The following is a 12,253-nucleotide window of genomic DNA, read 5'->3' as shown; positions in this document are numbered from 1 at the left end:
ATACCAGATTATCAAAAAACAAAGCCTCAATCGAAAGAAAGAGGCAGAGTAATAAGATTAAATTGTAGTGTATAAGCAAAACCCTAAAGGCTGCATAGAGAAAAAGCGAGTGTAAAAGAGGTCAAGCCCTCGGTCTGTTAGTGTGCCTCGGCTACATCCATTGCTGGACTTCCACCTGACATCTATTAACGGGTAATCTTCCCGTGACCTTACCTGGCTAACCCAGTGAGAGCACTCATCTTGAGGTGGGCTTCCCACTTAGATGCTTTCAGCGGTTATCCGCTCCGCACATGGCTACCCTGCGTATACCGTTGGCACGATAACAGGTACACCAGCGGTGCGTCCTTCCCGGTCCTCTCGTACTAGGGAAGGCTCCTCTCAATGCTCTTACGCCTGCACCGGATATGGACCGAACTGTCTCACGACGTTCTGAACCCAGCTCACGTACCGCTTTAATGGGCGAACAGCCCAACCCTTGGGACGTACTACCGCCCCAGGTTGCGATGAGCCGACATCGAGGTGCCAAACCTCCCCGTCGATGTGAACTCTTGGGGGAGATCAGCCTGTTATCCCTAGAGTAACTTTTATCCGTTGAGCGACGGCCTTTCCACGCAGTACCGTCGGATCACTAAGGCCGACTTTCGTCCCTGCTCGACTTGTAGGTCTTGCAGTCAAGCTCCCTTATGCCTTTGCACTCTACGGCTGATTTCCAACCAGCCTGAGGGAACCCTTGCGCGCCTCCGTTACCATTTAGGAGGCGACCGCCCCAGTCAAACTGCCCCCCTGAAACTGTCTCTTTCCCGGATAACGGGAAAAGGTTAGAATTCTAGCCTCGCCAGAGTGGTATCTCACCGATGGCTCAGAATCCCCCACAAGGAATTCTTCACAGCCTCCCACCTATCCTGCGCAAGCGAAGCCCGAACCCAATTCCAGGCTACAGTAAAGCTTCATAGGGTCTTTCTGTCCGGGTGCAGGTAGTCCGTATCTTCACAGACAATTCTATTTCGCCGAGTCTCTCTCCGAGACAGCGCCCAGATCGTTACGCCTTTCGTGCGGGTCGGAACTTACCCGACAAGGAATTTCGCTACCTTAGGACCGTTATAGTTACGGCCGCCGTTCACCGGGGCTTCGGTCATCAGCTTCAGATTACTCCTGACCGACTTCCTTAACCTTCCGGCACTGGGCAGGCGTCAGCCCCCATACATCGTCTTGCGACTTAGCGGAGACCTGTGTTTTTGGTAAACAGTCGCCTGGGCCTCTTCAGTGCCACCTACCTTTCGGCAGGCACTCCTTCTCCCGAAGTTACGGAGCCATTTTGCCGAGTTCCTTAGAGAGAGTTATCTCGCGCCCCTTAGTATTCTCAACCACCCCACCTGTGTCGGTTTAGGGTACAGGCATTTACAGTTTAAGATGTATAGGGCTTTTCTAGGAAGCCTGATGACTATCACTTCCCCGCCGTAGCGGGTCGGACTCGTGCCTCAGCTCAGTCTGTTTTCACCAGACCTCAACACCTCGAACACTTGCACCGGTAACCAACATCCGGATGACGAACACCTACTCCGTCCCCCTTCATCAACTGCAAACGGTACGGGAATGTTAACCCGTTGTCCATCGACTACGCTTTTCAGCCTCGCCTTAGGTCCTGACTAACCCTCCGCGGACGAGCCGTCCGGAGGAACCCTTAGGGTTTCGGGGTGTGGGATTCTCACCCACATTTTCGCTACTTAAGCCGACATTCTCACTTCTGATTCGTCCACACCTGCTTGCCGCTAGTGCTTCACACTACTACAGAACGCTCCCCTACCAATAGTTGCCTATTCCACAGCTTCGGTACACTACTTAGCCCCGTTCATTTTCGGCGCAGGAGCGCTTGACCAGTGAGCTATTACGCACTCTTTTAAGGATGGCTGCTTCTAGGCAAACCTCCTGGTTGTCTGGGCACTCCCACCTCCTTTATCACTTAGTAGTGATTTGGGGACCTTAGCTGGTGGTCTGGGCTGTTTCCCTCTTGACGATGAAGCTTATCCCCCACCGTCTCACTGGTTGAGTGTACCCCTGGTATTCAGAGTTTGTCTCGATTTGGTACCGCTCTCGCAGCCCGCACCGAAACAGTGCTTTACCCCCAGGTTTAAACCTCAACCGCTGCGCCTCAACGCATTTCGGGGAGAACCAGCTAGCTCCGGGTTCGATTGGCATTTCACCCCTAACCACACCTCATCCGCCGATTTTTCAACATCGGTCGGTTCGGACCTCCACTTGGTTTTACCCAAGCTTCATCCTGGACATGGTTAGATCACCCGGGTTCGGGTCTACAAATCATGACGTAACGCCCTATTCAGACTCGCTTTCGCTTGGGCTTCAACCTATTGGGTCTTAACCTGCCATAACTTGTAACTCGCCGGCTCATGCTTCAACAGGCACGCGGTCAGACGTTAAATCGTCCTCCCACTGCTTGTAGGCTAACGGTTTCAGGTTCTATTTCACTCCCCTTCCGGGGTTCTTTTCACCTTTCCCTCACGGTACTGGTTCTCTATCGGTCACACAGGAGTATTTAGCCTTACCTCGTGGTCGAGGCGGATTCACACGGAATTTCACGGGCTCCGTGCTACTCGGGATACAGTCGAGCCGTTTTGGCTTTCGACTACAGGACTTTCACCTTCTCTGGTGCAGTATTCAACTGCTTCGTCTAGCCTCGGCGGTCTCTGATGACTGTCCCACAACCCCAACGGGAAATCCCATTGGTTTAGGCTGTTTCCCGTTCGCTCACCACTACTAGGGAAATCGCTATTGCTTTCTCTTCCTCCGGCTACTAAGATGTTTCAGTTCACCGGGTTCGCTCATACTCGCCTATGGATTCAGCGAGCTGTTTATGGGTTGCCCCATTCGGACATCTTCGGCTCAAAGCTTGCTTCCTGCTCCCCGAAGCCTTTCGTGGGTCGCCACGTCCTTCATCGCCTCTGTGTGCCTAGGAATCCACCGTTAGCCCTTTGTAGCTTGACCTACATTGGAATTGTCTTTACGACGTTTTCCTACACCATTATGCTTTTCTCTATGCAGTTTTCAAGGTTCTGACTGGAACAGATGTCCAGCTATCCAATCTCAGAGTAATATCTAAAGATTTAGGAGCTGTACAGTGATAAATTATCTATCAGAGGTAACCTCATCTCATCTCACCCCAACTAGCACCATCACAAAGGAGAGTGGAGGTAAGCGGACTCGAACCGCTGACTTCTGCCGTGCAAAGGCAGCGCTCTACCAACTGAGCTATACCCCCAGTTTGGGGTGGATGTGGGCCATCCTGGACTTGAACCAGGGACCTCACCCTTATCAGGGGTGCGCTCTAACCACCTGAGCTAATAGCCCATAACACGAACCCTAAAGTTTGAAAGCTCTCTGACCGCCCCATCCGACCTAAGGATGACCTCAAGACACGGCTATAGTTGTTAAGGCGCGATATCTCGAAGTAGGTCTCCCTAAAAAGGAGGTGATCCAGCCACACCTTCCGGTACGGCTACCTTGTTACGACTTCACCCCAGTCATCAGCCCTGCCTTCGGCATCCTCCTCCGCGAACGGTTAGAGTAACGACTTCGGGCGTGGCTAACTTCCATGGTGTGACGGGCGGTGTGTACAAGGCCCGGGAACGGATTCACCGCAGTATGCTGACCTGCGATTACTAGCGATTCCTCCTTCATGCAGGCGAGTTGCAGCCTGCAATCTGAACTGAGGAGAGGTTTACGGGATTGGCTCAGACTCGCGTCTTGGCTACCCTTTGTCCCCCCCATTGTAGTACGTGTGTAGCCCAGGACGTAAGGGGCATGATGACTTGACGTCATCCCCACCTTCCTCCGGTTTGTCACCGGCAGTCTCCCTAAAGTGCCCAACTGAATGATGGCAACTAAGGACGAGGGTTGCGCTCGTTGCGGGACTTAACCCAACATCTCACGACACGAGCTGACGACAGCCATGCACCACCTGTGTTCCGGCTCCCGAAGGCACTCTCGGCTTTCACCAAGATTCCGGACATGTCAAGCCCTGGTAAGGTTCTTCGCGTTGCATCGAATTAAACCACATACTCCACCGCTTGTGCGGGCCCCCGTCAATTCCTTTGAGTTTCACACTTGCGTGCGTACTCCCCAGGCGGGAAACTTAACGCGTTAGCTTCGGCACAGCCCGGGTCGATACAGGCTACACCTAGTTTCCATCGTTTACGGCTAGGACTACTGGGGTATCTAATCCCATTCGCTCCCCTAGCTTTCGTCCCTCAGTGTCAGTTACGGCCCAGCAGAGCGCTTTCGCCACCGGTGTTCTTCCCGATATCTACGCATTTCACCGCTACACCGGGAATTCCCTCTGCCCCTACCGTACTCTAGCTGTTCAGTTTCCACTGCCTTTCAGTAGTTGAGCTACTGTCTTTGACAGCAGACTTGAACTGCCACCTACGGACGCTTTACGCCCAATCATTCCGGATAACGCTTGCCTCCTCCGTATTACCGCGGCTGCTGGCACGGAGTTAGCCGAGGCTTATTCCTCAAGTACCGTCATTGTGTTCTTCCTTGAGAAAAGGGGTTTACAACCCAAGAGCCTTCCTCCCCCACGCGGTCTTGCTCCGTCAGGCTTGCGCCCATTGCGGAAAATTCCCCACTGCTGCCTCCCGTAGGAGTCTGGGCCGTGTCTCAGTCCCAGTGTGGCTGATCATCCTCTCAGACCAGCTACTGATCGTCGCCTTGGTGAGCCTTTACCTCACCAACTAGCTAATCAGACGCGAGCTCATCTCCCGGCGATAAATCTTTTACCTTTCGGCTCATCCGGGATTAGCAGAAGTTTCCCTCTGTTGTCCCCGACCGGGAGCCAGATTCTCACGTGTTACTCACCCGTCCGCCACTAGCTCCGAAGAGCCCGTTCGACTTGCATGTGTTAAGCAGACCGCCAGCGTTCATCCTGAGCCAGGATCAAACTCTCCGTGTTGTCAGTCTTTCGACCAACTTTTGGATTTCATGAGTTCAGCTTGCTTTTTCTGAACTCCTGGCTTATACTGTGGCTAACTCTCAGAGTTACCTGAGTAGTAGCCAATAAATTCATTGACCTGGGGTGGTCATTAAGCTTTCAAACTATTAGTTTTTCTAGGTTCGGGCGCGTTCCGGTTCGTTGCCTTCCCTTCGAGCGCATTTACCAATGTATATTACCTAACTAGGTTTGTCAACCCTTTTGGGGAAATTTTTTTGACTTTTTTTGATGACTGCCTGAAAACCCCTACGCGACAAGGGTTTGGGCTGAAAAAAAATTTTGGGAATCAGGGAGAGTTGAAGGTGGCGGAGCGGATAACTAGGGACAAGGGTACGTGGGGCTGGTTGGTTGGCTGATAGTCTCGGATCGAATGGGCCACATAACCAGGGGCTATATTATTGGACGGGTGACTCATATATATAGAGAGGGAGGGAGGTAGTGACAGACGAGAATAGTGACTTCCCGAGGATACAGACAAGTAAAAAGCCCAAGTGGTAGAGAAAAAGACTCTGATCGAAGTCAACTCTCTACCACCGGGCTGGTTGTAAATAATGATATGGATGCTAGTTGTAGCTAACAGGAAGCTAATTAGCTATTTTTCCGAGACTTGCGGGAAGAGGCTGCAAACAAACCGCCAACAGCCATCAGACCTAACATAGTGGAAGGTTCAGGAACAGAAGGCACGTCACCTGTAGGAATGTAGACTTTGTAAAGGCCGTTGTGGGAAGTTCCATCAGTGTACTCAGTTAGTCCAGTAGCAGTAGCACTGAAACTCCACAGATAATCAACTACTCCGTTATATTCATACCTGAGAATTTCACTAGCCTGCCAACCTGCAAACCAGCTTCCGTAGACATTACCTAAGTCCATATGTCCGGCTAAACCGATTTCAATGCCGTTGCTGTTACTGTTGATGTAGGAGATGTTGGGGTCGCTGGCGCGTTCAAAACCATACATACCGAAAAACGAATTAAAGGCATTTCTTCTACCGATTCTTCCTAAATCAGGTTGGTAGTTGTCCAATAACTCACCAAACCAGCGGTTAGCTAAGTTGTCAGAGCCATATTGGTTCGTGAAATTACCATCAGCAGTTGTGAACCAGTCGAAGGCGTTGAGACTACTGATAGTCAGGGTTTGACCGTTAACTTCACCAATCAGGCTGGTCCTTGCACCACCATAGAAAGATGAGTTATAGTCCCACCCATACATACTTTGATCATTAATGTGACTGCTGGAGAACAATTCAATGTTACCGCCGGGAGTTCCGTCTAGCTGGCGCAAAATGTCGTCGATGTTTGCAGAAGGGTTTGCATAGGTTTGGTCAACTAAACCGTCACCAGTAGTGTCTCGGGCATCGTAGAGGATATAGTCGTTACCTTCAATTCTGAAGTTTTGGGCTAGGACAGGAGCGGCGACTATTGCGGTCATACCGGCGGCAAGGGAGGCACTAACTAAGAATTTGTTGATAAGTCCAGCCATGATTGAAGTCTCCTAAAGTTAATAGTTGAGGGTTGAGTTAGTCCTTTTGGGGAAGCTGTAATCAGCTTTACCTGAAAAGGGATTTTGTTTAATTATTATTAGTTTTTCGTAGATGACACCGCTTTTTTCATCGGTTTCGCGCTTTTAAGTTAGGGCGCAGAGTCTTTAATATAGACATAAATTTAACGCCTGCTGTTTTTTGACTCTGTGTTCATTATAGTTGACGGTCTGGGAAAAGTCTATAAAGGTTCTGTAAAGTTATGGTGATTTTATATAAAGTTATCGGCAAATTTGATGGTGTCTAAGATTGGTCTGATGATGGTTAAAAATACTCCGTATTTCTACGGAAAATTACAGTTTTTTGGGGGTGATGTTTAAGAGATTGATCGGTATATTTAAAGGGGGCCGGACTCGATGAAACCCAGAGTAGTGCTGGGAATTGTCGAGAACCGGCCCCTATCATTAGTTGTAGTAAGTTAGGTGTTAGCTGGTTTAGGGCTGGTGGGACTGCAAGAATTGGGCAATCCGGTCTACGGCGACTTTTAAGACTTCTGGGGGATGGACGAGAGCAAAGCGGACATATCCTTCGCCGGATTTACCAAAGCCAACGCCGGGAGATACGGCGACGCCAGTTTGTTGGACTAATTGGGCGCAGAAGCCGATAGAATCTTGAGTCCAAGGGTGGGGGAGTTTTGCCCAAATGTAGAGGGTGGCTATGGGGGTAGGTACATCCCAACCGATGTCATGGAGGGCTTTAACAAAGACATCGCGCCGCTCTCGGAAGGTATCAACGGTGTAGCTAATTAATTCCTGGGGGCCGGTTAAAGCAGCGATCGCACCATTAAGAATGCCACGATACTGATTAAAGTCGATCGCCGCCTTAACTTGTCGCAGAGCGAGAATCAATTGAGGATTTCCGACGGCGAAACCGATACGGAAGCCCCCCATATTATAGGACTTGGAAAAGGTAAAAAACTCTATGGAGACTGTTTTCTGGGGGTCTGCTTGCAAGATAGAGGGGGCAATGGCATCATTATTGACGGCATTGCCTTCTGGGAAGACAAAATCCCCGTAGGGGAAATCATGAACCAGGACGAGATCATGTTTTTGACAGAAGGCTACGGCTTCCTGAAAAAATGATAAGGGAGCGATCGCCGTTGTGGGATTATGGGGATAACTCAAGACCATCATTTTGGCTTGAGACAATACGGCTTGGGGAATTTCCTCAAACTTGGGCAGGAAACCATTTTCAGCCAACATGGTCATGGGGTAAATTTGTCCGCCAGCTATATATACTCCGCCGGCGTGGGAAGGATAGCCCGGATCTTGTAATAGGGCAAAATCTCCGGGGTCAAGAATAGCTAAAGGCAGATGTCCTGTTCCTTCCTGACAGCCTATGAGTTGGAGAACTTCGGTTTCCGGGTCAACTGGCACGCCATACTTTTGGGTGTACCAGTGAGCGGCGGCATCTCGAAAATCCTTAGTATTGCGGAATAAAGCGTAACCGTGGGTTGTAGTATCGTCGAGGGAGTCCCGAATGCGATCGATAATGTGATTAGCCACAGGTACATCAGAAGAACCCAAAGACAAGTCAATCAGATCTTGTCCCGCCGCCAAGGCTTTGGCTTTGGCTCGATCCATATCAGCAAATACATTAGACCGTAGAGGTTCTAGTCGCTTAGAAAATTGCATAGCATTCAACTCCGACGCAAACGGGACTCAATAAGAGATTTACAGATTCTACAGGTGAGGGTTAATCCACTCAATTAGTTTGTCTTTGGTAATTGCTCCCTCAAAGGAGGCGATAATTTCTCCGCCCCTAAATAGTCTCAAGGCTGGGACTCCTTCCACTTGACAGAGTTTAACTGCTTGGGGGTTGGGGTCGATTTCTAGTTTAACTACTTTTAGGCGATCGCTGTAAGTATTTGCTACAGCTTCGACGGAGGGGGAAACCAAACGACAAGGGCCACACCAGCCAGCCCAGAAGTAGGCTAAAGTCGGCTGTCCAGTATTACCTAGGACTTCGGTTTCAAATTGGGAGTCTTGAATGACAATGACGTTGCTACTCATTAAAGCTGCTCGGCTAGTACGACTTCCTGATCACTAATTAGATTACCATAGTGCAAAATTGTGACGAGGGCAGTCCTGAATGGGGGTGCGATCGCCCAAATGCAACAAAATTTAACTTTTGAGGGGGACAGAAGGGTGGGAGAGTCGGCGGAGGGTGATTTACCAAAGATCCTGGGTCACTAGCCCGGTCGCTTCGGCTTTGCTCAACAAGCCTTGTAGGACGGCTTTTTATGTTATACTATTAGGCTTAGGCGTGTTGTCCCATATAAATGATTGTACTGGAGTTTAAAGCCAAAGGGAAGTCAAATCACGTGCATTACCATTGATGAGGCGATCCGAACTGCTCAGTTCATCGGCAATAAATAAAGCGATCGGTTTCTGGATGGATAATTCAGGAATTGGACAGAATAATTTGTATGGTCTAGGGCAAAACACGCTCGAGATGAATTTCCTTTTGCTAAAAACTTAAACTCCAGCGCCTGTCAAGCGTCCATTGAAAGAGCATATTCGGCAATAAGGAGGTTCTACGAGAACTGCCGGAAAGCCATTCGAGGAAAGAAAGGTTTTCCCAAGTTCAAAAAGAACAGCCGTTCAGTTGAATACACAACTTGTGGTTGGAAGTTATCAGAAACTCGTAATCAAATCACCATTCCCGTCGATTAATGATGCAAGTTGGTATCAGTTCAGGAAGCTAGAGTATTTTGGGGTGAAGTTTGGCAAGGTGACGGTTGCGGTTAACCCGGCTTATACTTCCCAAGAATGCTCTAACTGTGGTGCAGTGGTCAAAAAAGCCCTATCCACTCGAACTCATGTTTGTCAATGTGGGTTAAACTTGGATCGGGATGGGAGTGCTGCGCTCAACATCCTGTTCGCGCAGCGTTGCGCAGCAAAGTCAGCCTTGTGTACGCTAGGGCAAGCGCGAAGGGTCTTATACCCGAACGCTTCAGGAGATTCGACCATTACTCGGGCTGGAGCAATCCTGTCAAAGCAAGTTGGGTCTATGAATGAAGAATCCCCTCGCCTTTAGGCAGGGGAGTGTCAAGATTTGTTAAGATTATTAAGAGGATTTCAATTCCCTGCATATAGGCTCTCAATAACCTGATAGACTTGAACACTGGGAGTGCTTAGGGACGGGTTCACGAATAACGGGCGTGCAAATCGAGGCTGTTTACTGAACCCACCCTTACAATCAGGCAATCTCAGATGTTGGGAGGATAAAACTCGTGGATAACGCTATTGGTTTAGAGATTATTGAGGTAGTCGAGCAAGCGGCGATCGCTTCGGCTCGATGGATGGGTAAAGGCGAAAAAAATACCGCCGACCATGTGGCTGTGGAAGCCATGCGCCAACGGATGAATCAAATTCATATGCGCGGTCGTATCGTCATCGGTGAAGGGGAGCGCGATGAGGCTCCTATGCTCTACATTGGTGAAGAGGTAGGTATCTGCACCCAGGAAAATGCGGGGGCATTTTGTAACCCAGAAGAATTGGTAGAAATTGACATCGCGGTTGACCCCTGCGAAGGAACTAACCTGGTAGCCTACGGTCAAAATGGCTCGATGGCTGTGCTGGCTATTTCTGAGAAGGGGGGACTTTTTGCGGCTCCTGATTTCTACATGAAGAAACTAGCAGCCCCTCCGGTAGCTCGTGGTCATGTTGATCTTAACAAATCAGCTACAGAAAACCTCCAGATTATCTCGGACTGCATGGGTCGCGCGGTTGAGGAATTAGTGGTTGTGGTTATGGATCGCCCCCGCCACAAGGAACTGATTAAGGAAATTCGGGAAGCTGGTGCTAGGGTTCGTCTGATTAGTGATGGGGATGTGTCTGCAGCTATCTCCTGTGCTTTCTCTGGAACTAATATTCATGCTCTGATGGGTATTGGTGCGGCTCCTGAAGGGGTGATTTCGGCTGCGGCTATGCGCTGTCTGGGAGGTCACTTCCAAGGACAATTGATCTATGACCCAGAAGTTGTCAAGACTGGTCTGATCGGGGAAAGCAAGGAAAGCAACATCGCTCGCTTGAAAGACATGGGGATTGAAAATCCTGATAAGGTCTATAATGCGGAAGAACTGGCTAACGGCAGAACTGTTCTATTTGCTGCCTGTGGTATTACTTCTGGTACTCTGATGGAGGGGGTTCGCTTCTTCGGTGGTGGGGCTCGGACTCAGAGCTTGGTAATTTCGTCTCAGTCGAAAACAGCTCGCTTTGTAGATACTATCCATATGTTTGAGAAGCCGAAAAATATTCAGCTTCGCTAGTTTCCCCAGTGGAAACGGGATCAGGGAAATTGCACAGATTTTGGTGAATTGATGTGAGTTGACAGCAGAAACACCGGAGATGGCTTCGACCTGATCCCATACACTAATAAAAAAACCGAAACACTAAACCGTTTTATGAATATTGCAGTCGTAGGTCTTAGTCACAAAACGGCTCCAGTTAACGTCCGTGAAAAACTCAGTATTCCAGAACCTCAGATAGAAGGGGCGATCGCCAGTTTGTTGAGCTATCCTCATTTGGAAGAGGTGGCGATTCTTAGTACCTGTAATCGCTTGGAAATCTATTTGGTCACAGTTGAGGCTCAACCGGGAATTAGGGAAGTAACCCAATTTCTGTCGGAGTCGAGTCAACTAACCCTGACTGAACTGCGTCCCCATCTATTTACGCTTCTCCATGATGATGCGATTATGCACCTAATGCGAGTGGCGGCGGGATTGGATAGTTTGGTTCTGGGAGAAGGACAGATCCTCGCCCAAGTTAAGCAAACTCACAAGTTGGGTCAGCAATACAAGGGAATAGGGCGCATTCTCAATCGTTTATTTAAACAAGCGTTGACGGCTGGGAAACGGGTGCGGACAGAAACTAGCATTGGTACGGGGGCGGTTTCTATTAGTTCTGCGGCTGTGGAATTGGTGCAGATGAAAGTGGAGGATCTGTCTGATTACCGAGTGGCTATTGTTGGGGCGGGTAAAATGTCTCGCCTATTGGTACAACATCTGCTCTCTAAGGGGGCTAACCACATCTCTATTATAAATCGTTCGTTGAAGCGATCGCAAGAGTTGGCGGGTCAATTTAGAGAGGCGGATTTGAACTTGTGTCCTCTGTCGGAAATGATGGCTGTTGTGGCTAATTCCGATATCGTCTTTACTAGCACAGGTGCGACGGAACCGATTTTAGATAGAGCTAAATTAGAGGAGACTTTAGCCCCTAACCAGTCTCTAATGTTGGTTGATATTTCTGTTCCTCGCAATGTGGCGGCTGATGTCACGGAGTTACCAGGAATTAAGGCGTTTAATGTGGATGACTTAAAGGCGGTGGTAGCCCAAAACTATGAAAGCCGCCGGAGAATGGCTCTGGAGGCGGAGGTTCTTCTTGAAGAAGAGGTGGAAGCCTTTGATGTCTGGTGGCGGAGTTTGGAAACAGTCCCGACGATTAACTGTCTGCGCGATAAGATTGAAGGGATTAGAGAACAGGAACTGGAAAAAGCGTTATCTCGTTTGGGATCGGAATTTGCGGAAAAGCATCAGGAGGTGATTGAAGCCCTGACTAGGGGTATTGTCAATAAAATCCTTCATGATCCTATGGTACAATTGCGATCGCAGCAGGATATTGAAGCCCGCCGGCGGGCTATGCAAACTCTGCAAACTCTGTTTAACCTTGACCCAGAAGCAGTATCTGGTCAACAGTACAGTTAGACTC

6 protein-coding genes, 2 tRNA genes, 2 rRNA genes and 1 pseudogene are annotated in these 12,253 nt (G+C 49.4%); 4 read left to right on the top strand and 7 right to left on the bottom strand.

The window, feature by feature from the left end; genetic code table 11:
- Positions 1-117: 117 nt before the first annotated feature.
- From B9T16_RS08965 to B9T16_RS08935, 7 genes are all read right to left on the bottom strand, one after another.
- Positions 118-3,000, bottom strand: a 23S ribosomal RNA gene (locus B9T16_RS08965).
- A gap of 201 nt (positions 3,001-3,201) precedes the next feature.
- Positions 3,202-3,274 (bottom strand) — tRNA-Ala (locus B9T16_RS08960).
- A gap of 15 nt (positions 3,275-3,289) precedes the next feature.
- Positions 3,290-3,363, bottom strand: a tRNA-Ile gene (locus B9T16_RS08955).
- Between the two features lie 114 nt (positions 3,364-3,477).
- Positions 3,478-4,966 (bottom strand): 16S ribosomal RNA (locus B9T16_RS08950).
- The 16S and 23S rRNA genes sit together here with 2 tRNA genes alongside, the layout of an rRNA operon.
- A gap of 627 nt (positions 4,967-5,593) precedes the next feature.
- A complete protein-coding gene (locus tag B9T16_RS08945) occupies positions 5,594-6,484 on the bottom strand; it encodes an NF038130 family PEP-CTERM protein (protein WP_410244584.1) in 891 nt (296 codons plus the stop codon).
- Between the two features lie 492 nt (positions 6,485-6,976).
- Positions 6,977-8,176, bottom strand: a complete 1,200-nt coding sequence (locus B9T16_RS08940) for an LL-diaminopimelate aminotransferase (RefSeq protein ID WP_410244583.1) — start codon at positions 8,174-8,176, stop codon at positions 6,977-6,979.
- Between the two features lie 48 nt (positions 8,177-8,224).
- Positions 8,225-8,554, bottom strand: coding sequence for a thioredoxin family protein (locus tag B9T16_RS08935; RefSeq protein ID WP_317270549.1), 330 nt, complete (start codon positions 8,552-8,554; stop codon positions 8,225-8,227).
- Positions 8,555-8,614: 60 nt separating this feature from the next.
- On the opposite strand from B9T16_RS08935, the gene B9T16_RS08930 reads away from it, so the two are divergent.
- From B9T16_RS08930 to B9T16_RS08915, 4 genes and pseudogenes are all read left to right on the top strand, one after another.
- Positions 8,615-8,737 (top strand): hypothetical protein, encoded by a 123-nt coding sequence (locus B9T16_RS08930; RefSeq protein WP_286131363.1) that lies wholly within the window; start codon positions 8,615-8,617, stop codon positions 8,735-8,737.
- Positions 8,738-8,823: 86 nt separating this feature from the next.
- Positions 8,824-9,581 (top strand): annotated as a pseudogene (locus tag B9T16_RS08925) (zinc ribbon domain-containing protein).
- Positions 9,582-9,777: 196 nt separating this feature from the next.
- Entirely contained in the window at positions 9,778-10,815 is a 1,038-nt protein-coding gene (glpX, locus tag B9T16_RS08920) for a class II fructose-bisphosphatase (protein ID WP_410244582.1), read from the top strand.
- A 135-nt stretch (positions 10,816-10,950) separates the two neighbouring features.
- Positions 10,951-12,249 carry a glutamyl-tRNA reductase gene (locus B9T16_RS08915; RefSeq protein ID WP_410244581.1) on the top strand — a complete coding sequence of 433 codons (1,299 nt, stop codon included), beginning with the start codon at positions 10,951-10,953 and terminating at the stop codon, positions 12,247-12,249.
- Positions 12,250-12,253: the final 4 nt, after the last annotated feature.

The organism is Arthrospira sp. PCC 8006 (assembly GCF_046480465.1).
GTDB lineage: Bacteria > Cyanobacteriota > Cyanobacteriia > Cyanobacteriales > Microcoleaceae > Limnospira > Limnospira platensis.
This window is presented reverse-complemented; position numbering and strand designations above follow the sequence as displayed.

Coding starts and splice junctions, on each gene's coding strand:
- B9T16_RS08945 (WP_410244584.1), bottom strand. CDS start 6,484: ATGGCTGGACTTATCAACAAATTCTTAGTTAGTGCCTCCCTTGCCGCC.
- B9T16_RS08940 (WP_410244583.1), bottom strand. CDS start 8,176: ATGCAATTTTCTAAGCGACTAGAACCTCTACGGTCTAATGTATTTGCT.
- B9T16_RS08935 (WP_317270549.1), bottom strand. CDS start 8,554: ATGAGTAGCAACGTCATTGTCATTCAAGACTCCCAATTTGAAACCGAA.
- B9T16_RS08915 (WP_410244581.1), top strand. CDS start 10,951: ATGAATATTGCAGTCGTAGGTCTTAGTCACAAAACGGCTCCAGTTAAC.